The organism is uncultured Algibacter sp. (assembly GCF_947487605.1).
GTDB lineage: Bacteria > Bacteroidota > Bacteroidia > Flavobacteriales > Flavobacteriaceae > Algibacter_D.
Genome location: NZ_CANKXK010000006.1, coordinates 157,826 through 182,856, shown reverse-complemented (window position 1 = coordinate 182,856; position 25,031 = coordinate 157,826). Strand labels below are relative to the sequence as shown.

General features: G+C 31.9%; 22 protein-coding genes and 1 tRNA gene. 12 read left to right on the top strand and 11 right to left on the bottom strand.

The window, feature by feature from the left end; translation table 11 throughout:
* Positions 1–139: 139 nt before the first annotated feature.
* A tRNA-Ser gene (locus Q0739_RS08995) sits at positions 140–224 on the bottom strand.
* Positions 225–445: 221 nt separating this feature from the next.
* Between Q0739_RS08995 and Q0739_RS08990 the strand changes: the two genes are divergently transcribed.
* Positions 446–1,075: an NAD(P)H-dependent oxidoreductase gene (locus Q0739_RS08990; protein WP_298238386.1), complete on the top strand. Its 630-nt coding sequence runs from the start codon at positions 446–448 to the stop codon at positions 1,073–1,075.
* 145 nt (positions 1,076–1,220) lie between these two features.
* On the top strand, positions 1,221–2,414 hold the full coding sequence (locus Q0739_RS08985; RefSeq protein WP_298238385.1) for a DegT/DnrJ/EryC1/StrS family aminotransferase: 1,194 nt from the start codon (positions 1,221–1,223) through the stop codon (positions 2,412–2,414).
* A gap of 3 nt (positions 2,415–2,417) precedes the next feature.
* Here the strand turns inward: Q0739_RS08985 and ribB are convergent, their stop codons facing one another.
* The 6 genes from ribB to tpx form a co-directional block, all read right to left on the bottom strand.
* On the bottom strand, positions 2,418–3,560 hold the full coding sequence (gene ribB / locus Q0739_RS08980; RefSeq protein ID WP_298238384.1) for a 3,4-dihydroxy-2-butanone-4-phosphate synthase: 1,143 nt from the start codon (positions 3,558–3,560) through the stop codon (positions 2,418–2,420).
* 34 nt (positions 3,561–3,594) lie between these two features.
* The gene (locus tag Q0739_RS08975; protein WP_298238383.1) at positions 3,595–5,616 is read right to left on the bottom strand and encodes an LptF/LptG family permease; all 2,022 of its coding nucleotides are present in this window, start codon (positions 5,614–5,616) and stop codon (positions 3,595–3,597) included.
* Positions 5,613–6,251, bottom strand: coding sequence for an outer membrane lipoprotein carrier protein LolA (locus Q0739_RS08970; RefSeq protein ID WP_298238382.1), 639 nt, complete (start codon positions 6,249–6,251; stop codon positions 5,613–5,615). The genes Q0739_RS08975 and Q0739_RS08970 overlap by 4 nt, the downstream gene beginning before the upstream one ends.
* A gap of 7 nt (positions 6,252–6,258) precedes the next feature.
* The gene (locus Q0739_RS08965) at positions 6,259–8,649 is read right to left on the bottom strand and encodes a DNA translocase FtsK (protein WP_298238381.1); all 2,391 of its coding nucleotides are present in this window, start codon (positions 8,647–8,649) and stop codon (positions 6,259–6,261) included.
* A 64-nt stretch (positions 8,650–8,713) separates the two neighbouring features.
* Positions 8,714–9,082 (bottom strand): diacylglycerol kinase family protein, encoded by a 369-nt coding sequence (locus Q0739_RS08960; RefSeq protein WP_298238380.1) that lies wholly within the window; start codon positions 9,080–9,082, stop codon positions 8,714–8,716.
* 13 nt (positions 9,083–9,095) lie between these two features.
* Entirely contained in the window at positions 9,096–9,593 is a 498-nt protein-coding gene (tpx, locus tag Q0739_RS08955; protein ID WP_298238379.1) for a thiol peroxidase, read from the bottom strand.
* Between the two features lie 214 nt (positions 9,594–9,807).
* Here tpx and katG point away from each other — a divergent pair, with 214 nt between their 5' ends.
* Positions 9,808–12,003 (top strand): catalase/peroxidase HPI, encoded by a 2,196-nt coding sequence (gene katG / locus Q0739_RS08950; protein WP_298238378.1) that lies wholly within the window; start codon positions 9,808–9,810, stop codon positions 12,001–12,003.
* A gap of 180 nt (positions 12,004–12,183) precedes the next feature.
* Here katG and Q0739_RS08945 read toward each other — a convergent pair whose 3' ends face one another.
* From Q0739_RS08945 to Q0739_RS08935, 3 genes are all read right to left on the bottom strand, one after another.
* A complete protein-coding gene (locus tag Q0739_RS08945; RefSeq protein WP_298238377.1) occupies positions 12,184–13,020 on the bottom strand; it encodes an OmpA family protein in 837 nt (278 codons plus the stop codon).
* A gap of 98 nt (positions 13,021–13,118) precedes the next feature.
* A complete protein-coding gene (locus Q0739_RS08940; RefSeq protein ID WP_298238376.1) occupies positions 13,119–14,108 on the bottom strand; it encodes a glycosyltransferase family 2 protein in 990 nt (329 codons plus the stop codon).
* A complete protein-coding gene (locus Q0739_RS08935; protein WP_298238445.1) occupies positions 14,105–14,551 on the bottom strand; it encodes a type I restriction enzyme HsdR N-terminal domain-containing protein in 447 nt (148 codons plus the stop codon). The genes Q0739_RS08940 and Q0739_RS08935 overlap by 4 nt, the downstream gene beginning before the upstream one ends.
* Positions 14,552–14,678: 127 nt before the next feature.
* On the opposite strand from Q0739_RS08935, the gene holA reads away from it, so the two are divergent.
* A complete protein-coding gene (holA, locus tag Q0739_RS08930) occupies positions 14,679–15,683 on the top strand; it encodes a DNA polymerase III subunit delta (RefSeq protein ID WP_298238375.1) in 1,005 nt (334 codons plus the stop codon).
* A 5-nt stretch (positions 15,684–15,688) separates the two neighbouring features.
* Positions 15,689–16,354 carry a uracil-DNA glycosylase gene (locus Q0739_RS08925; protein WP_298238374.1) on the top strand — a complete coding sequence of 222 codons (666 nt, stop codon included), beginning with the start codon at positions 15,689–15,691 and terminating at the stop codon, positions 16,352–16,354.
* Positions 16,355–16,673: 319 nt separating this feature from the next.
* Here Q0739_RS08925 and Q0739_RS08920 read toward each other — a convergent pair whose 3' ends face one another.
* Positions 16,674–17,771, bottom strand: a complete 1,098-nt coding sequence (locus tag Q0739_RS08920) for a C1 family peptidase (RefSeq protein WP_298238373.1) — start codon at positions 17,769–17,771, stop codon at positions 16,674–16,676.
* 54 nt (positions 17,772–17,825) lie between these two features.
* On the opposite strand from Q0739_RS08920, the gene Q0739_RS08915 reads away from it, so the two are divergent.
* The 7 genes from Q0739_RS08915 (at position 17,826) to Q0739_RS08885 (ending at position 24,948) form a co-directional block, all read left to right on the top strand.
* Complete coding sequence (locus Q0739_RS08915) at positions 17,826–18,665, top strand: 1,4-dihydroxy-2-naphthoyl-CoA synthase (RefSeq protein ID WP_298238372.1); 840 nt, start codon at positions 17,826–17,828, stop codon at positions 18,663–18,665.
* Position 18,666: 1 nt separating this feature from the next.
* Positions 18,667–19,569: a 1,4-dihydroxy-2-naphthoate octaprenyltransferase gene (menA, locus tag Q0739_RS08910; protein ID WP_298238371.1), complete on the top strand. Its 903-nt coding sequence runs from the start codon at positions 18,667–18,669 to the stop codon at positions 19,567–19,569.
* A 24-nt stretch (positions 19,570–19,593) separates the two neighbouring features.
* Positions 19,594–21,090 (top strand): hypothetical protein, encoded by a 1,497-nt coding sequence (locus Q0739_RS08905; protein ID WP_298238370.1) that lies wholly within the window; start codon positions 19,594–19,596, stop codon positions 21,088–21,090.
* A gap of 32 nt (positions 21,091–21,122) precedes the next feature.
* Positions 21,123–21,800, top strand: a complete 678-nt coding sequence (locus Q0739_RS08900) for a metal-dependent hydrolase (RefSeq protein WP_298238369.1) — start codon at positions 21,123–21,125, stop codon at positions 21,798–21,800.
* The gene (locus Q0739_RS08895) at positions 21,801–22,847 is read left to right on the top strand and encodes an o-succinylbenzoate synthase (RefSeq protein ID WP_298238368.1); all 1,047 of its coding nucleotides are present in this window, start codon (positions 21,801–21,803) and stop codon (positions 22,845–22,847) included.
* Between the two features lie 63 nt (positions 22,848–22,910).
* The gene (locus Q0739_RS08890) at positions 22,911–23,870 is read left to right on the top strand and encodes a type II CAAX endopeptidase family protein (RefSeq protein ID WP_298238367.1); all 960 of its coding nucleotides are present in this window, start codon (positions 22,911–22,913) and stop codon (positions 23,868–23,870) included.
* 7 nt (positions 23,871–23,877) lie between these two features.
* A complete protein-coding gene (locus tag Q0739_RS08885; protein ID WP_298238366.1) occupies positions 23,878–24,948 on the top strand; it encodes an AMP-binding protein in 1,071 nt (356 codons plus the stop codon).
* The last annotated feature ends 83 nt before the right edge of the window (positions 24,949–25,031 follow it).

Here is a 25,031-nt window from a genome sequence, read left to right as displayed (position 1 = left end):
ATTTAGTAGGGTAACCTATAGGGTAACCTAACTTTGATATATAATGTGTATTTTGAATATATACCAAAAACAAAAAACCCTCTAAACGTAGTGTTTAAAGGGTTTTGACTTTTAAAGTGTCTTTTGACAACTTTTCTTGCGGAGAAAGAGGGATTCGAACCCCCGGAGGTGTGACCCTCAACAGTTTTCAAGACTGCCGCATTCGACCACTCTGCCATTTCTCCAGTGTCTTATGCTTTTGCCTTTTTACGGGCTTGCCCGCCCAAGTGATGCCTGTGGCATTGCGTAGGCGGGTGCAAATATAGAACCCTTTTTTATTTCTTTCAAATAAAAGCATCAATTTTTAGTTATATTTTTTTTAAAAGCTGCAAATAAATTAATTACGCACGCAATATGCCAAAAAAGATAATACATATCTTATTTTTGTATAAATTTTAAAACATTTATGAATATTATCGAAAAGCTAGAATGGCGCTACGCAACCAAGAAGTTTGATGTTGATAAAAAGCTATCCAAAGAAAAGTTACTAACTTTAAAAAAAGCATTTAATCTAACAGCTACCTCCTTTGGTTTGCAAACTATAAAATTACTAGTTATAGAAAACGAGTTGTTAAGAGAGCAGTTAGTTTCACATTCGTTTAATCAGAAGCAAGTGTTAGAAGCTTCACATTTATTAATAATATGTATACAAGATGCTATTAGTAAACAAGATGTCAATGCTTATTTCGATAATATAAAAGCTATAAGAGAGACCCCAGAGGATATATTAGAACCCTACAAAAATAACCTCCTTAACATTATGGATAACAAGTCTATAGAAAAACAGCAGAAATGGTCTCTTAATCAAGCATATATAGCTTTAGGAAATTTAATGACAGTTTGCGCTTTAGAAAATATAGACTCATGTCCTATGGAAGGATTTATACCCGAAAAGTACGATGAGATTTTAAAACTTAAAGATAGAGGTTTAAAATCTGTTTTGTTACTGCCAGTGGGGTATAGAGCAAAAGACGATATGTTTGCAGGCTTTAAAAAAGTTAGAAAATCCATAAACGAAGTAATAATAGAATTATAAAGTATTTAGGGCGTTACCCAAGGGTCGGGCTTTCGGTAGTCGCTTTTTTGTGTTGCATAGGTGCAACAACACAAAAAGAGCTTCAACAATACCTCAATCCCTAACGCAGGGCCAGCGTCCGTTTTAATATTAAAGATCATACAATATGCCAGGATTTGAATTATTTGGAGACTTAGAAAGAAAAGAAGTAAACGATGTACTAGACAATGGTGTTTTAATGCGCTACGGTTTCGATGGTATGCGAAACGGCCATTGGAAAGCCAAAGCACTAGAATCAGAATTACAAAACACCTTTCAATCAAAACACGTACAACTCGTATCAAGCGGAACAGCAGCAGTATCTGTAGCATTAGCAGCTGCAGGCGTAGGAGCAGGAGATGAGGTAATCATGCCAACATTTACATTTGTTGCCAGTTTTGAAGCCATTATGATGCTTGGTGCAATACCAGTATTAGCAGATATAGATGATACTCTAGGCTTAAATCCAGAAGCCGTAGAAAATGCCATCACATCAAAAACAAAAGCCATCATGGTAGTGCAAATGTGTGGCAGTATGGCAAATATGGATGCTTTAAAAACCATTGCAGACAAACACAATATATTGCTTATTGAAGACGCATGTCAAGCCATTGGTGGCACGTATAAAGGAAAGCCTTTAGGAAGTATAGGCGACCTAGGTTGCTTCTCATTCGATTTTGTAAAAACAATAACCTGTGGAGAAGGCGGTGCAGTAATAACAAACAATAAAACATATTATATAAATGCCGACCATTACAGCGACCACGGACACGACCATATTGGTAGCGATAGAGGCGCAGAAGCACATCCATTTTTAGGGTATAATTTTCGTATTTCAGAGCTACATGCAGCTGTAGGCTTAGCACAAGTAAAACGCTTGCAAGATTTTCTTGAAATTCAAAAAAGAAACTTTAATATCATTAAAGAAGCCTTAGCAGAAATTCCAGAAGTAACTTTTAGAACCGTTCCAGAGGGTGGTGTAGAAAGTTGTGCATTTTTAAATTTCTTTTTACCCGATTTAGAAACTGTAAATAAAGTATCAAAAACTTTTAAAGAAAATGGAGTAGATGCGTTTTGGAATTATTATAATAACAATTGGCATTATATAAGAGAGTGGCACCATCTAAAAGACTTAAAATCGTTATATCCAATTTCTACCGAAGTAAAAAAAGGATTAGAATATCTTAAAACTAAAGATTTTTCAAAATCAGATTACTACATATCGAGGAATATATCATGCTTAATAAAACTTTCTTGGACAGAACAAGAGGTTAAGGATCGAGCTTCTAAAATGGCACGTCTTATAAAGAATGTATTGTAATTATTAGTAGTTTACGTAGTCAACAATCTCTAACCCATAACCAATTAAACCAACACGTTTAGTCTGTTCTGCATTAGAAAGTAATCGAAGTTTATGAATATTGAGATCATGAAGTATTTGTGCGCCAATACCAAAATCGCGAGAATCCATATTTACACGAGGTGCTTTAATAACTTTATTTGTAGATTGGTGTTCTTTCAAATAAGTTAGACGTTTTAAAATATTCATAGACTGCGATTCCTGATTAATAAATATAATAGCACCTTTGCCTTCCGTATTTATTACTTGAAACATGTCTTCTAACTGCTTATCAACATTATTGGTTAGTGTACCTAGAATATCATTATTTATTAAAGTAGAATTTATTCGGGTAAGTACCTTCTCATTGTCTTTCCATTGTCCTTTTGTAAGCGCAATATGTACTTGATTATTAGTTGTTTGTTTGTAGGCACGTAACCTAAAACTTCCAAAGCGAGTTTCTATTTCAAAATCTTCTTTTTTCTCAATTAAAGAGTCATGTTGCATTCTGTATGCCACTAAATCTTCAATAGAAACTATTTTTAAATTCAATTTTTTGGCAACCTCAAATAGCTCTGGTAAACGCGCCATAGAGCCATCTTCATTCATAATTTCAACAATAACGCCTGCTGGTTCTAAACCTGCTAATCGAGCAAAATCTATGGCAGCCTCTGTATGGCCTGTACGTCTTAAAACACCACCCTCTTTGGCTACTAACGGAAAAATATGACCTGGACGTGCTAATTCGAATGGTTTAATATTAGAATCAATTAAAGCTTTAATGGTTTTCGATCTATCACTAGCCGAAATACCCGTAGTAACACCGTTACCTCGTAAATCTACCGAAACGGTAAAAGCAGTTTCCATAGGATCGGTATTATTACGAACCATCATGTTTAATTCTAATTCTTTACACCTAGTTTCTGTAAGAGGTGCACAAATTAGACCACGACCATGCTTTGCCATAAAATTAATCATCTCTGGTGTAACCTTATCGGCAGCAGCAACAAAATCACCTTCATTTTCACGATTTTCATCATCTACAACAATAATGACCTTACCATTTCTAATATCATCAATGGCATCATGAATAGAATCTAGTTTAAAAGTTGCGGTTTTAGTTGTCATGGTTTTTTCAAAAATCATAGCGCAAAGATATTGCTTATTTTAAACTATCTAAACAATTCAATCTTAAGTCTTCTCTCATTTTAACTTTTAAGAAAAAATAAGTAAGCATGTATATTGGTAGACCTAGTAGCAAAAGTATTAAATTAGGAGTTTTTCTTTTGATATGTTTGTAGAAGTTAAATAAATTGAATACAGATTTAATATAGTAAATTATATATAAAAATAGAGATGCCAAACTAAGCTGAATAGATGCTGAGGCTAAAGAAGGCAACTTATTATTTCTAAAAACAAAGAATAAGACTAATAAAACAGCTCCTATTGAAAATAGCGTAATTGCAAATTGCGTATGTTCTTTGTAGTTTTTTGCTATTATTTCTGTTGTGTCAAATGAATGATTAACAGATAAACCTTTTTCCCTTAATTCTGAAATTGAAAGACCTCTATGTTCTAATACTTTTATAGCCTCATAACATGTATCTTCATCATGTCCTAAGTTTTCATAATTTTTAATGACATCAATTAATTCTTCATTCTTATAAGAGGATAAGAATTTATAATCTACTTTATCCTTCTCTTTTATTTTAAGAATTTTCTTTATTGGTTCTATTATGTTTTCTACTTCAAATAAGCCTCTATCTGCAGTGGCACGTCTTGTTAAATAGACACCTAGGGGTAACATTACAAGTGTAGAAAACCAGCTTGCTAAAATAGGATTGAAATTACCAGTTTTAGCACTATTAGTAGCGAAAATACCTATAAAATGATATGTTAAAAATAGTAGAATGGCAATAACCATAGGTAATCCAATACCACCTTTGCGTATCAATGCACCAAGTGGAGCACCAACAAAAAACAAAATAACACAGGCAAACCCAAGTGCTAGTTTTTCATGAAATGAGATAATGTGTTTTTTAAAATTAGTTTTAGAAATTTTAATGGTATTCTCTTTAGAAACTATAATTTGCTTGGTGCTATTAAAAGAATTTAAGGCAATATTTACAATTTGAGATTTGTTTTTTGTTTTGTATAAATCTAAAAGGTTTGTAGTGTATATAGAGTCATGTACAATTTTTTTATTCTTTTCCTTAATTTTTTTGTTTTTTGATGTTGACTTTGCTTTCTCTTTGCTATTAGTACCAATTTTTTTTGTAAGATTATTGATATTCGTACGCTGATAAAGTGTTGTAGCAAAGGATGCGTAATCAGATTGGTATTTATCCGATAAAGAATCAATAGCCTTATCTAAACCACTTAAGTTAAGCATATTGTATTTATCTGAATACGATTTTTCGTCTATGTCTACATTATTTAATTTGGTTAAATCAATATTAATAATGTATTTTTCAAATTTACTTTTTGCAAAAGGTTTCTTCTTTCTTGCTGCAGGTTTTTTAGGTATAATGTCATTATAATAATTACCATCAAATAAAATAAGCTTTAACACATTGGAGCTTTCTTTACCTACGAGTTCGCCATTATTTGCTTTTATAGTTGTGGCATTGGTTCTACCATCCGCAGCTTTAATATGAATAATAACATCATGAAGATATTGACCACGCTCACCACTTTTCTCTACAAACTTAATATTATAATTACCAACTGGGTTAAACTGTCCTTTAGCTAAAAACATTGCAGGTTTAAGCTTTGCAATGTTCTTTCGTAAGTTATAAGAATTGTATTCTGCCCAAGGAATTACGTTATTGGAAAATAAGAAGGTGGTAAAACCAAGTATTACTATAAAAACACTAAGCCCAGACATAGCACGTTGCAAAGAAATCCCTGTCGATTTCATAGCGGCGAACTCATAGTTTTCTGCAAAATTACCGAATACCATTATAGATGCAAGAAGGATTGTTAAAGGAAGAACCAAAGGGATAAGCTTGGGTGTCATGTAGAATAAAAACTTAAGGATAACTTCTAAATCCAAGTCTTTACCTGCTAACTCCTTTATATAAAGCCAAATAGTCTGTAATACAAAAATCAGCATGAGAATTAAAAACACGCTGATAAAAGTCTTAAGATAGGAGGTTAGTATGTAACGGTCTAGTATTTTCAATCTAGTTTATTGATGTAATAATCACTGTATTTATTTGCATCAAAGGTAAATAAGGTTTTTGACAACGTTTGGTTTGTTTTGAAAGAATTAACGGTAAGTGTCGTTTTAGTACCATTTTTTCCTATCTGAATTAAATTATAAATATGTTTAGTATTAGAATCAATACCAAGTAAAATATGTTTTATTTCTGAGTTTGTATCAATAGGAACTAATTTTACATATTGAATTTTTCTACCTTTTACACTTTGTTCTATATCTAATTTATAGGTATATCCATCTTCGTAAAAAGACAGCATTTTACTAGGTGTGATGTTATCGTCCTCATCATTATCTGAAGATATAGTTACTTCTTCATCTTCTGGACTAATATTATACATTGTTTTTCCATCAAAAATTCTAGTTACACCTAAAATGTTTAAAATGTATTTGTCTCCTTGCATTATCACATCACCACGAGTTTCTTGTTTTATGTTTTCGGCAGTATTTTCTAATACGTATTTAAAATCAATAGCTATATTATTATAGCTTTTAACTTTTTCTGAAACTTCTTTAAGTAATGCTTTTCCTTTATTCGAATCTTGAGCAAAACCCATAAACGTTAGCGCAATAAATAATATGGTAATAGTTTTTTTCATCTTTAAATTAAATTTCGTTTTCTAAAAGATTGTCTAAAGCAGCTAAATCTGTTACTAAAACTTGTCTCGCTTTACTTCCTTCGAAAGGCCCAACAATTCCTGCAGCTTCTAATTGATCTATTAGTCTGCCCGCTCTATTGTAACCTAATTTTAATTTACGTTGTAATAAGGAAGCAGAACCTTGCTGTGCGGTTACAATAACAATTGCAGCGTCTTTAAACAATTTATCTCTTTCTGAGATATCTATATCAAGACTTGTGCCACTTTCTTCACCAACATACTCAGGTAAAAGGTAAGCGTCTGGATACGCTTTTTGAGAACCAATATAGTCTGTTAACTTTTCAACTTCTGGTGTATCTACAAATGCACATTGTACACGAATAACATCGTTTCCTTGAGTAAAAAGCATATCGCCTCGACCAATTAATTGGTCTGCGCCAGAACTATCTAATATAGTTCGAGAGTCTATTTTTGAAGTCACTCTAAATGCAATTCGTGCTGGGAAATTAGCTTTAATTATACCTGTAATGACATTAACAGAAGGTCGTTGTGTTGCAATTATTAAATGAATACCAATAGCACGCGCAAGTTGTGCTAAACGGGCTATAGGAGTTTCAACTTCTTTCCCAGCAGTCATTATAAGATCTGCAAACTCATCGACTACTAAAACAATGTATGGTAAAAATTGATGCCCATCATTAGGATTAAGTTTACGTGCTTTAAATTTTGTATTGTATTCTGCTATGTTTCTACACATTGCATTTTTTAGAAGTTCATAACGGTTATCCATTTCAATACATAAAGAATTTAATGTATTAATAACCTTTGTATTGTCTGTAATAATTGCTTCTTCGCTGTCTGGTAATTTTGCTAAATAATGACGCTCTATTTTATTGAATAAAGTAAGCTCAACTTTTTTAGGGTCTACTAAAATGAATTTAACTTCTGCTGGGTGTTTCTTATAAAGTAACGATGTTAAAACGGCATTTAAACCTACCGATTTACCTTGTCCAGTAGCTCCAGCCATAAGTAAGTGAGGCATTTTGGCAAGATCTACAACAAAGGTTTCATTACTAATGGTTTTACCAAGAGCTATTGGTAATTGCATTTCTGAGCTTTGGAACTTTTTAGACGCAATAACAGATCGCATCGAAACAATAGTAGAATTTTTGTTTGGTACTTCAATACCAATGGTTCCTTTTCCAGGTATAGGAGCGATAATACGAATACCTAGTGCCGAAAGAGACAACGCAATATCGTCCTCTAAATTCTTAATCTTTGAAATTCTAACTCCCGCTTCTGGTACGATTTCATATAAGGTAACTGTTGGACCAATCGTAGCTTTTATACTTGCAATTCCTATTTTATAATTATTGAGCGTTTCAACAATTTTATTTTTGTTTTCTTCTAATTCCTCTTGATTAATAGTAATGCCTTCGGTATCATACTTTTTTAGTAAATCAATAGGAGGGAACTTGTAATTCCCTAATTCTAATGTTGGATCAAATAACCCAAAATCTTCAACAAGTTTATTAGATAGATTGTCGGTTTCAGAGAGTTCTTCTTTTACCGTTTCAACCTCCATTTCAAGTTCTTCTTCCTCGGTTGCATCTTCATTTTTAACTTCAACTTCTAACGGAGTTGGAGGTTTGCTATCTTTTTCAATGGTGTTTTTTGTTGGTTCTTCTTTTTCTAGCGGAATTTCAAAAGCTGTTTTAATAGCTTCGGCTTCTTCAGATAAATTATTATCTACAGTTACGACAAAATCATCTTCAGATTCATTTTTAAATTCACTTTTAAAATCATTCTTTGCCGATTTAAATAAGCTTACAAAACTTTGTGCTGTAATTTTAAAACGTATAGCTAGATAGGTAATAAGACCAAAAAGAAGAAGAACGATAGTTCCTATTTTACCAATAAAGTCTTGTAAAAACGTATTTACTTCAAACCCTATAGTGCCACCAAGAAGATCATTTTTATTTGCAAAAAAACCAAGCAATGTTGAGAGCCAAATAACTATTAAAGTTCCCCAAAACCAATGGGTTCTTAACTTAGACTTATTAATATCCATTAATACATAAACTCCAGATAAGAATATTAAACCTGAAAAAATGAATGAGGAAATTCCGAAACCACGTTGAATAAAAAAGTCGCTTAACCAAGCTCCAGTTTTACTTAGCCAATTCTCTGTTTGAACTTCACGAGATAAAAAATCTGAAATAGCACTTTGATCTGATTTACCTGTAAAAAAGAACGATACAAATGCTATAAATAATAAGACACCAAATAGAACCAAGAAACTACCAAATATGAGTTTTTGCTGGCTATTTAACTTAAAACTCGGCATTTTAAGTTTCTTTTTTGGTATTGATTTAGTCTTAGTTTTTTTCTTCGCCATTAACGAAATATTGGTTTAAGCAAAAATACAAATTACTAACGTTTATCCTAAGGGTAATAGTATTTTAAAAAATCTTTGGAAGATAAATAATTAAACCAACAATACTAGCAAAAACAGCAGCGATAAATACGGCTCCTGCTGCTATATCTTTAATGAGTCCAATTTTCTTATGGTGTTCTGGGTGAATAAAATTAGCAATCTCTTCAATAGCTGTATTTATTCCTTCAATACTCATTACCAAACCAATGGCTAAAAATTGAACTATCCATTCATTTGTAGAAATATTAAAAAAAAATCCCGCTGCCGTAATTATTAGAGCTAATACAAACTGTATTTTAATGCTGGCTTCTGTCTTTAAAAGTAATACGGCTCCTTTAAAAGCATAGCCTACACTTTTAATTCTGCTTAAGAAAAAAGATTCTTTTTTAGTCATTAATAAAGAGTGGTTACAATGCAGATAAAGCGGCTTCGTAATTTGGTTCTTGACCTATTTCTGGAACTTGTTCGGTATAAATTACCTTACCATTTGCATCAACTATAATAACGCTTCTAGAAAGTAAAGCATCAAAAATACCATTTAACATAATTAAGCCGTAGTCTTTCCCAAATGTACCATCTTTATAATCAGATAGCATTACAACATTTTCAAGACCTTCTGCTGCACAAAACTGTTCTTGGCTAAAAGGAAGATCCCTAGAAATACAAAGAACTTTAGTGTTTTCTAATTTCGCCGCTGCTTTATTAAAGCTTCTTACAGAAGCAGAACAAACACCCGTATTTACACTTGGAAAAATATTTAGTACTAGTTTATGACCTTTAAAATCTTGAAGTGTTTTTGTTGAAAGATCTTTAGCTGTTAATTTAAAATCAAGAAGTTGAGATCCAATTTCTGGAAGACTTCCAATAGTTTCAACTGGATTTCCTCCTAATGTTATACTTGCCATTTTTTTATTTTTTATTGAGGCTTAAAAGTAAGCATATAAAATTGTAAAAAAAGATAAATTTTTGAAAAGCTATAAAAAATTACTTTATTTCTATAAAAGATATAGGTTACTATAAATTTTTTCAATTAAAACATAATTTATTAAAATATGAAAAGCTTGAGTTTTGGTAAGTAATTAGTAAATTTAGAGTGTAACAAATTAAAATAAAATATCAATGGGAAATAATAATGACGACCTAGGTAAATGTCCATACATGAGTGGAGTTCAAAAAAAACCTGCAGGTGGTGGTACATCAAATAGAGATTGGTGGCCTAACGAACTTAAACTGAATATTTTACGTCAAAATGCTTCTAGGAATGATCCATATGGAGCTGATTTTAATTATGCTGAAGCTTTTAAAAGTGTTGATTTTGCTGCATTAAAAAAAGATGTTATTGATTTAATGACAGATTCTCAAGATTGGTGGCCAGCAGATTATGGACACTATGGAGGTTTTATCATTCGTATGGCTTGGCATAGTGCTGGGACTTATCGAGTTGGAGATGGGAGAGGAGGCGCTGGTTCTGGGACACACCGTTTCGCACCGTTAAACAGTTGGCCAGATAATGGAAACTTGGATAAAGCACGACTGCTACTATGGCCAGTAAAAAAGAAGTATGGAAATAAAATTTCTTGGGCAGATTTAATGATACTTGCTGGTAATTGTGCTTTGGAATCTATGGGTTTTAAAACTTTTGGTTTTGCAGGAGGGCGTGAAGATGTTTGGGAACCAGAGCAAGATATTTACTGGGGAAGCGAAAATCAGTGGTTAGGAAATGATGAGCGTTACGATACTAGCGACGGTGATTTAGAAGGCCATTTAGGAGCAGTTCATATGGGACTTATTTATGTTAATCCTGAAGGACCGAACGGAGTGCCTGACCCATTAAAATCGGCACACGATATTAAGATTACCTTTGGAAGAATGGCAATGAATGATGAAGAAACGGTTGCCTTAATTGCGGGTGGTCATACTTTCGGTAAAGCCCATGGAGCCGCAGACCCTAATAAGTATGTAGGTGCAGAACCACATGGAGCACCTATAGAAGAAATGAGTACAGGGTGGAAAAACACCTTTGGTACTGGTGTTTTGGATGATACAATTACTAGTGGGTTAGAAGGGGCTTGGACTCCAAACCCAACGCAATGGGATCATGACTATTTTGATGTATTACTTAATTACGATTGGGAATTAACAAAGAGTCCTGCAGGAGCACACCAATGGACACCAACAGCTGCTTCCAACGCAAGAATGGCTCCAAAAGCTGGTGATGCTAATGGCAAGCAAGCTTTAATGATGTCTACTGCAGATATGGCATTGAAAAAAGATCCAGTATTTTTAGAAATATCTAAACGTTTTTATGAAGATCATGCAGCATTTGAAGATGCTTTTGCACGCGCTTGGTTTAAACTAACACATCGCGATATGGGACCAATCGATCGCTATTTAGGCCCAGAGGTACCGAGTGAAGAGTTAATATGGCAAGATCCAATTCCTAAAGTTAATTATACATTAAGTGATTCCGATATAGAGTCTTTAAAGAAAATGGTATTAGCTTCAGGTTTATCTATTTCAGAAATGGTTAAAACAGCTTGGGCATCGGCTTCTACATATAGAGGTTCAGATAAAAGAGGTGGTGCTAATGGTGGAAGAATTCGTTTAGAGCCTCAAAGAAGTTGGGAAGTAAATAATCCAGAAGAATTAAATAAAGTTCTAAACGTTTTAGAAGGAATTCAAAGTGCGTTTAGTGGTTCTGTTTCTATGGCAGATTTAATTGTACTAGCTGGAAATACTGGTGTTGAAGAAGCTGCTAATAATGCAGGTTATAATATAAGTGTTCCATTTACTCAAGGACGTGGAGATGCTTCTCAAGAGCAAACCGATTTAGAGTCGTTTAGTCATTTAGAGCCTTTAGCAGATGGATTTAGAAATTACTTGAATTCTAAGCTTAATGTAGCTGGCGAAGAATTATTGGTTGATCGCGCAAACTTATTAACACTTTCAATACCTGAAATGGTTGTATTAGTAGGTGGATTACGCGTTTTAGGAGCAAATTATGATGGCTCTAAACACGGTGTTTTTACAGATAACATTGGAAGTCTAACTAACGATTTTTTTACAAATCTTTTAGATTTTTCAATTACATGGAAAGCTGCTACTATGGAAGATAAAGAGTTTATTGGACGTGATAGAAAAACAGGAGCTATGAAGTTTTCTGCAACTCGTGCAGATTTAATTTTTGGTTCAAATACAGAGCTAAGAGCAATTGCAGAAGTTTATGGTGCTAATGATGGACAAGAAAAATTTGTTAAAGATTTTGTTACCGCTTGGGCTAAAGTAATGAATCTTGACCGATTTGATTTAAATTAATTACGCCATGATATAAAATAAAAAAGAGGCTGTCTAAAAAATTATTATAATTTCATTTGTCAGGTTGAGCCTGTCGAAACCGATATTGATTATCAGTAAGTTAAAAATATTTCGACAAGCTCAATATGACATCGAACTTACTTTTCAGATAGCCTCTTCTTTATTTTTTTAAAAGATATCTTAGTTACCTGCAGATAAATTTTTCATTTCTTTTTCAATCATGTCGTAAAACTGATCAATTTTTGGAAGTACAACAATGCGCGTACGTCTATTTTTTGCTCTATTTTCAGCAGTATCATTATCCACTAATGGAACAAATTCAGCACGACCTGCAGCTATAAGTTGCTTTGGGTTAACACCAAGTTCTTGTAATACTCTAATAATTGAAGTTGAACGCTTTACGCTTAAATCCCAATTGTCTAATAAAGGCTCTTTTCTGTAAGATACATTATCTGTATGTCCTTCTACCATAGCTTCAAAATCTGGCTTGCTATTAACTACTTTAGCAACTTTAGCTAAAACTTCTTTAGCTCTGCTTGTTACATTATAGCTACCACTTTTAAATAATAACTTGTCTGCAATAGAAATAAACACAACACCTTTTTCAACATTTACTTCAATATCTGGGTCATTTATACCAACTTCGCGTTTTAAGCTTGTTACTAAAGCTAAAGTTACACTGTCCTTTTTAGTAAGAGCATCCTGCAAACGTGTAATTTTTAAATCTTTTTCTTTAATACTCTCTAATGTTTTTTCAACATTACTCGCGCCTTTAGCAGATAATATTTGTAAGTTATCATTGCTTTTACGTAAATCTACTATTTGCTCTTCAAGTGCTTTTGCTCTTGCTGTTGCAGAGGCTCTATCTTCTAAACATGCATTTAATTTTACTGTGGCAGAATTAAGTAAATCTTGCGTTTCTTTTTGTTTTTCTTCTAATGCTATAAATTCCTTTTTAGAAACACACGAACTTAAAAATAGTAGTGATGATAAACTAAATAATAAAATTTTTTTCATAATTTATTTATGGATTAAATATTTGCGTTATTAACTTCGACAAAAGTATATAAAAATCCGTTTAATGAAGAACTGTTAACAAAACTTTTGCTAACTATTTATAAACTATTATAAATGACTTTTTTCTTTAAGAAATAAGCAACGACAATTGACTTAATTTGATAATAGTTTATCTTACTTTTAGTATCTTTTCTTTGTTTAAGTAATCTTGGTAATGAACCATAAAAGCTTAAGTGTGCATGAATAATAGCAAGTGTATGTTTTAATTTGAGTTCTAACAAAAACTTTATTCCTGCTATTCCATCTAATAATAGCCTTAACAAAATGGTTGTAAATAAATTTCCGTTAGCGTTTTTTGTTAGTGTAAACAAGCTATTTCTAAAATTTAGATAGGTTTTTGTTGGATTATTTTCATGCAATGTAGCACCTCCAACATGATAAACTTTAGATAATCCAACATAAGTAATATTATGGCCTAAGTTTTTTGCACGCCAACAAAGATCGATTTCTTCCATGTGAGCAAAATAAGTTTCATCAAAACCGTTTAGCGATTTGAAGGCAGCGCTTCTTATAAATAAACAAGCACCTGAGGCCCAAAATATATCTGTCACATCATCGAATTGACCTTCATCTTTTTCTATGGTATTAAAAACCCGGCCTCTACAATAAGGGTAACCATACTTGTCTATAAAACCGCCTGCTGCACCTGCATATTCAAAATATTCTTTTTGTTTATAGTCGAGTATTTTTGGTTGAATTATAGAAGTGCTAGAATTAGCTTTAAAAGTTTTTATTATTGGAGCAAGCCAGTTTTTAGTTACTTGAACATCACTATTTAGCAAACAAAAAATGTCTGCTTCAATAGTTTGCAAAGCTTCGTTGTAACCTTTTGCATAGCCACCATTAATTGAATTTTGAATAACCTTAACAAGCGGATAAGTTATTTTTAAAAAAGAAACCGAATCATCTACCGAGTTATTATCTGCAACATAAATAGAAGCCTCTTTAGAGTGCTCAATGACCGAGGGTAAAAACTGTTCTAATAATTTTTTACCATTCCAGTTTAGTATGACGACAGCTATTTTCATTTTATATAATCTGGAATTTCTTTTAAAAACTGATAGCGTTTATTTTCAAAATCCATTTGACAATAATAATGATTTATTCCATTGGTTACCATTAAATAAGTGGCTTTTAATTTAGAGTTATAGCGGGCAATTTGATCAAATACACCTTGATTGATACTAATGCTAGGAGCTTTGCATTCCACTATTAAGTGTATACTTCCATCAGAATTATAAACAACAATGTCATAACGCTTGCGTAAAGAATTAACTATCAATTCTTTTTCTACATTTATTAGAGATTTAGGAAATAATTTTTCCAAAATCAAGAATTGTAAACAATGCTGTCTTACCCATTCTTCTGGTTGAAGAATTACAAATTTTTTACGAATGTCATCAAAAATAGAAACTTTATTTTCGCTATTTTTGAATCGAAATGAATACTTTGGAAAGTTGAGTTCTTGCAAGAGAAGCGTTTTATATTTTTTCAAAGTTAATCTAGAAAACCATAAATAACAATTTCCAAGTACAAATTCCAATTTGCAGATTTAGTTTTTGGAATTTTGTATCTGTTAATTGAAAATTTAAAAGTAATTGGACGAAGTAAAACAATTAGTAACCGATATAAAAAATGGAAATTTAAAACCCATTTATTTTTTAATGGGAGAGGAGCCTTATTATATTGATAAGATTTCCAATTTTATTGAAGCAAATGTTTTAGCTGAAGAAGAACGTGGTTTTAATCAAATGGTTCTATATGGTCGCGACGTTACTATAGAAGATATTGTTGGTAATGCCAAGCGTTACCCAATGATGTCTAAATATCAAGTAGTTATTATAAAAGAAGCTCAAGAACTTTCGCGAACAATTGAAAAATTAGCATCTTATGCTAATAATCCACAACCTACTACGGTTTTGGTTGTTAATTACAAGTATAAAAAAATTGATAAACGTAAGGCGCTATACAAGGCTATAAAAAAAGTTGGTGTTGTTTATGAGAGCAAGAAGCTTTACGAAAATCAAGTAGCCGATTGGATTAGACGTGTTTTATCCCCAAAGGACTATACAATTTCTCCTAAAGCAGCTCAAATGCTTGTGGAGTTTTTAGGAACTGATTTGAGTAAGATTAATAATGAGCTAGAAAAACTTCAAATAGTTTTACCAAAAGGCAGTCAAATTACACCAGAGATTATTGAGGAAAATATTGGTATTAGTAAGGATTACAATAATTTCGAGTTACGCAAAGCTATTGGAGAAAAAAATAGTGTTAAGGCGCATCAAATTGTTAAGTATTTTTCTGAAAACCCAAAGGACAATCCTATGGTTGTAACGGTGTCATTGTTATTTAATTTCTTTTCGCAATTACTTCATTTTCATGGTCTTTCAGATAAAAATCCAAGAAGTGTTGCATCTGCATTAAGAGTCAATCCATATTTTGTTAATGAATACATTAATGCTGCTAGAAATTACCCTATGCGTAAAGTGAGTGTGGTGGTTTCTACTTTAAGAGAGTTTGATTTAAAAAGTAAAGGTGTTGGATCAAGCTCCGCACCTCAGGGAGATCTTTTAAAGGAATTGCTAGTTAAAATTTTAAATTAATTTTAATGCGACTTAATATTCATGATAGCTGGAAACCTTATCTTGAAGAAGAATTTTCTAAGCCATACTTCAAGAGCCTTGTTAGCTTTGTAAAAGCTGAATATAAAACTCACACGTGTTTTCCTCCCAAAGAGCAAATTTTCAATGCTTTTAATCATTGTCATTTTAATGATTTGAAAGTGGTAATTATTGGTCAAGATCCATATCATGGTTTGGGGCAAGCAAATGGTTTATGTTTTTCTGTTAATAATGGTATAGCACACCCGCCGTCATTAATAAATATTTTTAAGGAAATTGAAAATGATTTAGGAATTCCTTATCCTAAAAGTGGTAATTTGTTGAGATGGGCAGATCAAGGTGTGTTAATGTTAAATGCAACATTAACGGTAAGAGCCAATGAAGCAGGGAGTCATCAAAAAAAAGGATGGGAAACTTTTACTGATGCAGTTATTCAATTAATAAATACCAAGAAACAAGGAGTTGTTTTTTTACTTTGGGGCGGTTATGCTAAGCGAAAAAAAAAATTAATTGATAAGTCAAAAAACACGATATTACAAACGGGACACCCCTCTCCATTAAGTGCTAATAGAGGGTATTGGTTTGGAAACAAGCATTTTAGTAAAACTAACTTCCAGTTGGAGCAAGCTGAGTTGAAGCCGATTCTCTGGTAGTCCTTGGCGTAAAAACAATAGGTTTTTTTGCTATTTTTTGTCGCTTATTAGTTTTACTACAACTAAATTTAAGTAATAAAAAGTTAAAGGCAACTAATACAGTAAGACAGATTGTAATTGTTAATAACATAAGCATTTGGGATTAAAAACATCGACAAAATACAATTAAATAAGATGAAATGCAAGTTTTATTTGAATTTTCATCTGTATACAAAGATAATTAACATTATTCGTAGTGCAATACTTACTTGTAAGTATTTAATAATAATTATGAAAAAGCCAAAATTCATTTAGTTTTTTGAAGTATTTATAGTTTTGACTATTGAATTTTATTTAAAGCATCTTTATGTACCATAATAGAAATGGTCTTTAACTTAAAATATGCTTCACTCATATAAATATAACCATTATTACCTATACGTTTAGAGTTAGTACCCCACGAGTTCTTTACTTTATAATAAGTATTTTCATTTTGATCTTTTACTAAGCCAGTAATATGCATTAAGTGATCATCAGTAGTATTATAATTTTCAAACTCTTGTTGTCTAAATTCTGGAGAAATTGTTTTTTCCTTGGTTACAAAGTTGAGTTTTTCTTTGGTTTTTAATTCATCTTCAGGAATAATAGCTATACCGTATTTTGATGAAAACGATTTTTCACTAACATCACAATCTAATTCAATAGTATACCCATTTTCTAAAGCGTGATTAGCAATACTTACCAATTTATCTAATGGTACATTAAGGAATTTTCCATTTGAAAAATTATCTGGAATATTTAAAATAAACTCGCTATTGTATGGTACATGAGTAAATGAAGTTATTGAAATATAATCGTCAGGATTTATCTTAGTAAATTCTAAAAATGACTTGGGTGTAAATTTAGCACCTTCAAAAGTAAATTGAGTTATATTTTTTCCTAAATAGCTATCCAGTATCTTATTTATTTCATCCTGCCAGTTGGTTGAATTGCCTTTAGGGTTTTTAATATAACTCTTTAAAGTTTTGGATAATGTATCAATTAATTGTGAGTGATTGTGATTTTCTTCACCGTTGTTTAACCCAGAGTATGCATTATTTGGTACAAGCCCATAATCTCTAACACTATTAATAACATCGTGCGCTAAACCACCTTCACTAAATTGAGCCTTTCCTTGACGCATAACATAAACCCAAGCTTTTTTCGGGTAAGTGTTTCGAACATTGTATATTTCAGATAAATCAATTTTTTTACCAGTAAGTCTAACAATTTCACTTTCTAAAAACGACGAAGTAGAAAAGCTCCAACAAGTTCCTGTTCTGCCTTGGCTAATTACATCTGTAGCTTCTAAATCGATAATAGTTTTAAATTCATATGGTTGAGAAAAGCATGCAAGTGAAAAAGCAAATAAAAAAGCAAATGAAATATTATTTTTCATTGGTATATAAGTGTTTTAATGAAATAAAATTTATTTTTGACTAAAATAATGAAAATGGAGCAACCTAATTGGGTAACAGCTAAAGAATACCAAGATATTACGTATAAGAAGTGTAATGGTGTAGCTCGTATAGCTTTTAATAGACCAAATGTAAGGAATGCCTTTAGACCAAAAACTACAAGTGAATTATATGAAGCTTTTTATGATGCCAATGAAGATGTAAATATTGGTGTGGTATTACTTTCTGCAGAAGGCCCATCTACCAAAGATGGAGTTTATTCTTTTTGCAGTGGAGGAGATCAAAAAGCAAGAGGGCATCAAGGGTATGTAGGCGAGGATGGTTATCATCGTTTAAACATACTAGAAGTACAAAGATTGATTCGTTTTATGCCAAAGGCTGTAATTGCAGTTGTGCCTGGTTGGGCTGTAGGTGGTGGACATAGCTTACATGTTATTTGCGATTTAACTTTAGCAAGTAAAGAGCATGCTATTTTTAAGCAAACAGATGCAGATGTTACGAGTTTTGATGGTGGTTATGGTTCTGCTTATTTAGCTAAAATGGTCGGTCAGAAAAAAGCTAGAGAAATATTCTTTTTAGGACGAAACTATTCTGCCCAAGAAGCTTTTGAGATGGGAATGGTAAATGCAGTGATACCTCATGCCGAATTAGAAGACACTGCTTATCAATGGGCTCAAGAAATTCTGGCAAAATCACCAACCTCCATAAAAATGTTAAAATTTGCGATGAATTTAACCGACGATGGCATGGTTGGACAACAAGTTTTTGCTGGTGAAGCAACACGTCTTGCATACATGACAGAAGAGGCTGTAGAAGGTAGAAACGCCTTCTTAGAAAAGCGAAAGCCGAATTTTGATAAAAAATGGATTCCTTAATATGAAAAATGTATTATTGTGGATATCCACGATGCGGTTAAGAACTTTACCACTATCCGTTTCTGGAATTATTTTAGCATCTTGTTTTGCAGCATATAATGGTTATTTTGAATGGAAAATATTCACTTTAGCAATTCTTACAACTTTAAGTTTACAAATTCTTTCAAACCTAGCTAACGACTATGGTGACGGAATTAAAGAAACAGACAATGATGACAGAATTGGTCCTGAGCGCGCTATACAAAGTGGTAAAATATCTCCAGAGGAGATGTTTAATGCAATTAGAATTAACATATTAATTTCTATATGCCTAGCGTTTATGCTTGTTTTTTCGGCATTTGGAGTTAAACATTTTATACTAACAATGCTTTTCTTTTTACTTGGAATTGCATCAATAATTGCCGCAATTAAATATACTATTGGAAATTCTCCTTATGGTTATAACGCTTTAGGTGATTTATTTGTTTTTATCTTTTTCGGATTATTAAGTGTTATTGGCTGTTACGTGCTTTATGCAAAAGTAATAGATCATGTCGTTTTTTTACCAGCATTTGCTATTGGTCTTTTAAGTGCAGCAGTTTTAAATTTAAACAATATGCGCGATATAAAATCTGATGAAAAAGCTGGTAAAGTAACGCTAGCTGTAAAATTAGGTGCAAAATATGTAAAAACATATCATGTTACGTTGCTAACTTTAGCTATAGGTTTATCTGGTCTTTTTGGCATTCTATATTATACATCACCTCTTAATTTAATTTTTATTGTGGCCTATGTACCCTTATTTATCCACTTAAGAAAGGTTTCTAAAATAAAAGATTTAAAGGAATTAGATCCAGAATTAAAAAAGTTGGCATTAACTACATTTCTCCTTGCAGTACTAATGGGAATAGGGCACTTACTTTAAATTAAAAAAATATTACTAAAACATATGAAAAAAATAATACTAATTTTAGCAATAATGCTAACAGCAAATTGTTTTTCGCAAAGTACAACAAACTTAAAAGTTAGAGAAAGTGTCGAGTTCAAGGACAAAGTAAAGTCAGGAGATGTATTATCCATTCATACTTCACCCGAAAATTTAACAGGAATAGTTAGATATAGTAGAAAAAATTTATTGTTTGATGTCTTTAACGAGTCACTTGGTAGGATAAAGAATGTCGTTATTCCTAAGGAAAAACAAGAAGATTATTATGGCGATTTGGCTTTTAACAATACAATGAAAATTTTCACTGTATTTTCTCCTTCAAAAAAAGAACGAACTGTTTATTGTCATGAGTTCAGTATTAATGATGGTTCTCATAAAAAAACAAAATTATTTACAGCTAATGTTGAAAAGAATCAGAGTATTTTCTCTGGAAGTAATAAAAGAGAAACTGGATTTGCAATGTCTCCAAATGGTGCCTATTTTGTAGTTTCTACAGACGATATAAAGAAAAACTCTAATTCTTATACAGTACACGTTTATAATTCTGAAACCCTTGAATTAATTTACAAAAAGGGATATCAAGAAAACGTTGAAAAATTTTACGAAGCTAACGATTTATCAATTGATGATGAAGCTAATGTTTATGCACTAGGTAAGTTGTTTTTAGAAGGGCGTAAAGAAAAAAAACGTGGAAAGGCTAATTACGATTTCGTACTTAATAAAATTTCTAGTTCAAACATTGAAACAAGTAAAGTAGAATTTAATAAAGAAGCACATATAAATTCTTTAATAATTTCAAATATTAAAAATGAAATAAAATTATTAGGCTTTTACTCTGATGAAAGAGCAGGTAAAATAAAAGGTACATTGATATTTAATGTAGATACGGCTACAATGGAAGTAACAGAAAGTAAATCTTTTAATCTTCCTGACGAAGTCTACAAAGATTTATACAACGAGACCAGAGCTAAAAGAAAGAAAGATAGAGGCGATGAATTGTCGAGTTATTATGTAGACTATGTAATTACAGATTCTAAAGGAAACACTTATCTATTAGCAGAAGAGTTTTTTATTACACAGCAGTATGTTCCAAATGGTATGAATGGTGGCATTTGGGTAACAACCTACCATTATAATAATGTACTTGTGCTAAAACTTAATTCTGAAGGAAATTTAGAATGGGGCAGAAGTATTTTTAAAAGAGATACACGACCTTCATATAACGCATTTGTTAAAGATGATGAACTACATGTTATTTTAAATTCTGGTAAAAACTTAACAGAAAAAGATGATGGTAGAGTTAAAGTATCTAAAGGTTGGTTGGAATCTACATCTTTATACGACATCGTTTTTGACGATTTAGGGAAACCCTCATACAATAAAATTCAAGACAATAAGGGTAAGACTTTTTATTTACCATATTATGGTATTTTTAATGGAAATCGCTTTGTTACAATAAGTAGAAGTAGTGGCAAAAAACAATTTTTAATTTTAGAGTAGAATCATTACTTTTCTAATTAAAATTCAATACTATGAAAATTACATTTTACGGTCACGCTAGTTTAGGGATTCAAATAGGCGATATTAAGCTTCTAGTAGATCCATTTATTTCGGCAAATCCAAAGGCTACTGCAATAGACATAGATACCCTTGAAGCAGATTATATTTTAATAACACATGCGCATCAAGATCATATTGTAGATGTTGAAGCCATAGCAAAACGCACTGGTGCTGTAGTTATTTCTAATTTTGAAATTGTATCACATTATGAAAAATTAGGTATAGAAGGCCATCCCATGAATCATGGTGGAAAATGGGATTTTGAATTTGGAACTGTTAAATATGTAAATGCTATTCATACATCTTCTTTCCCAGATGGAAGCTATGGAGGGCAACCAGGAGGCTTTGTAATAGAAGGAGAACATAAAAACATATACATTGCAGGCGATACTGCGCTTACTTTCGACATGAAATTAATACCACTCCAAACTAAGCTCGATTTAGCTATTTTACCTATTGGTGATAATTTTACCATGGGAATTGAAGATGCGATTTTAGCTAGCGATTTTGTAGCATGTGATAAGGTTCTAGGATATCATTTTGATACTTTTGGTTATATAGAAATTGATCATAAGGCAGCTAAACAAAAGTTTTTTGAAAAAGAAAAAGATTTAATGCTTTTAGAAATAGGAGATTATATCGAACTGTAAATGATTCAAGCATCGTATAAAAAATACATTCTTAATTTTAAACAACCTAGCGGAACTTCTCGAGGTATCTTAAAAACTAAGGAGACTTGGTTTCTTATTTTAAAATCAGAAAGCAGAGAAGGTATTGGTGAATGCGGATTGTTTAGAGGACTTTCAATTGATGATAGAGTTGATTACGAAGACAAGCTAAAATGGGTTTGCAACAATATTAATTTGGGTTTAGAGGTTTTGCTCCCTGAACTTATAGAGTTTCCTAGTATTCAATTTGGTTTAGAAACCGCTTTTAAATCTTTAGAAAGTGATGATGTGTTTGAATTATTTCCATCAAAATTCACACAAAGTGAAGCTGCCATTCCAATTAATGGTTTAGTATGGATGGGAGATGAAGCTTTTATGAAACAGCAAATAAAAGAGAAAATTGAAGCTGGTTTTAGTTGTATTAAAATGAAAATAGGTGCTATTGATTTTCAAGCAGAGGTCAGTCTGCTTAAATCCATACGAAATGAATTCAGTTCAAAAGATATAGAATTAAGGGTCGATGCTAATGGTGCATTTTTATTTGAAGAAGCTTTAGAAACATTGAAAATATTATCAGATTTCGATTTACACTCTATCGAACAACCAATAAAACAAGGTCAATTAGAAAAAATGGCATTATTGTGTGAGCAAACACCCTTGCCAATTGCTTTAGATGAAGAATTAATAGGCGTTTTTAATGTAACAAAAAAGCATGAGTTACTACAAACCATAAAGCCACAATATATTATTTTAAAGCCTAGCTTAGTTGGCGGTTTTAAAGGTAGTGATGAGTGGATAGAACTATCAGAAAATCAAAATATTTCTTGGTGGATTACTAGTGCATTAGAAAGTAATGTAGGATTAAATGCTATAGCGCAATATACTTATACTAAAAAAAGTAAAATGATTCAAGGCTTAGGTACTGGAGGTTTGTTTACTAATAACTTTGATTCACCATTGCAAGTAAAAAATGGTACTTTAAAATATAATAGAAATACTAATTGGAATATAGAAAGGATACAGCACTAAATAGGTGCTGTGTCAATTTATTAACTAACACTCCGTGGATGATTCGGAATTAATTTATAAGATATGTATATAGCTCAAGCGTTTAATGTGTTGCACGATTGGTGGCGCTATTTAGTAGGTGTAGTTATTGTAGTGTTTGCCGTTATATTAGGGCAATTGCCTTTTACTGGGGCGGTTTTATTTAAGGCATTTCAAAATGATGATGGCTTAAGTGGTCTTAATGAAAAAGAGGTGATGACACTTTTAGAGCCTAATTTGAATTTATTCTTAATGCTGTTGTCGTTTGCTGTTGGTTTGTTAGGGCTTTTAATAGCTGTAAAATATTTGCACAATCAGTCCATTACTCATTTAACAACATCACGAAAACAAATTGATTGGAGCCGTTTTTGGTTTGTTTTCTTTTTATGGGGAATATTATCTAGTGGACTAGTATTGGTCGATTATTTTATGTCCCCAGAAGATTATGTTGTGAATTTTAAATTAGTCCCGTTTATAATTCTTTGCATTATAGCAATTATATTAGTACCATTACAAACCAGTTTCGAGGAATATTTATTTAGAGGGTATTTAATGCAGGGAATAGGAGTTCTTGTAAAAAACAAATGGATACCATTAATTACAACTTCAGCTGTTTTTGGCTTACTACACATTGCAAACCCAGAAGTAGATAAATTAGGACCAATTATTATGGTTTATTATATAGGCACAGGTTTGTTTTTAGGTATTATGACTTTAATGGATGATGGTTTAGAACTAGCATTAGGCTTTCATGCAGCAAATAACTTGTTTACAGCGCTTTTGGTAACAGCAGATTGGACAGCATTTCAAACCCATTCAATTTTAAAGGATATGAGTGATCCAGAGACCATGGGATTAGGAGAAATTTTTGTACCTGTATTTGTGGTTTTTCCAATATTGTTATTTATTTTATCCAAGAAATATAACTGGACTAACTGGAAAGACAAATTATTTGGCGAAGTTATAGAGCCACAAAAAGACGATTATAAAATTTTAGAAGATTAAAGACACTATGATACCTAATTATAAAAAAGTCCATATTCGATTTAAATTAAACAATCATTATTATTCCCATGAAAGTCTCATGGAAGTAGCCTATAGCTTTGTGAAAGAAGGAGAGCCTTACCAACAGGAATTAGGAAATTTTTTATTGGATTGGCTAGACGATAAAGATTATATGTTAGTTCAAACGTCTGGATCTACAGGAAAACCAAAAAAAATAAAAATTAAAAAGCAGGCAATGGTAAATTCGGCTATTGCAACTGGAGATTTTTTCAATTTAGAGCCAGGGCATAAGGTTTTACATTGTTTACCTTCAAACTTCATTGCAGGTAAAATGATGATTGTAAGAGCCCTTATTTTAGGTTTAGAGTTAGATATGGTAGAGCCATCTGCATTCCCACAGATAGACTATGAGAAGAAATATCATTTTTGTGCATTTACACCAATGCAGCTCAAAAATTTCGCAAAGTATTTTAAGCAAATTAAGATTGTAATAGTAGGAGGCGGAAGGGTTTCAGATGATATTGTAGATCTAATAAAAGACAAAAAACCTCACGTTTATGAAACTTTTGGTATGACAGAGACAGTTTCCCATATTGCAGTGAAAAAATTAAATAATTTAGACGATAATACTACCAATACATATTTTAATACACTTCCAGATATTAAAGTGTCTGTTGATAACAGAAACTGTTTAGTAATTGATGCTCCAAGCCTAACGGAAGAGAAGATTATAACAAACGATATTGTTAAAATTCATTCTGATACACGTTTTGAATGGATAGGGAGATATGATAATGTTATTAACTCAGGTGGTATAAAGCTATACCCAGAACAAATTGAAGCTAAACTAAGAAGCAAAATAGCAGAACAGTTTTTTGTAGCTTCATTGCCAGATGATACGCTGGGAGACAAAGTAGTGTTAGTTATTGAGACTCAAGAAACTAATAAGAATGCTATAAATTTTGACGGTTTAGATAAGTTCGAAAAGCCTAAAGAAGTTTTTGCCTTACCTAAATTTATTGAAACAGCATCTGGTAAAATTCATAGAGAAAAAACGTTAGCACAGTTAGGTATCTAGTTAACTCATTCAGAAAGACACTTCACTCATTATGGGTTTTTAAATATAGTTGTTAGGTTTAGTTTTATGTTAAACTTAAAAAT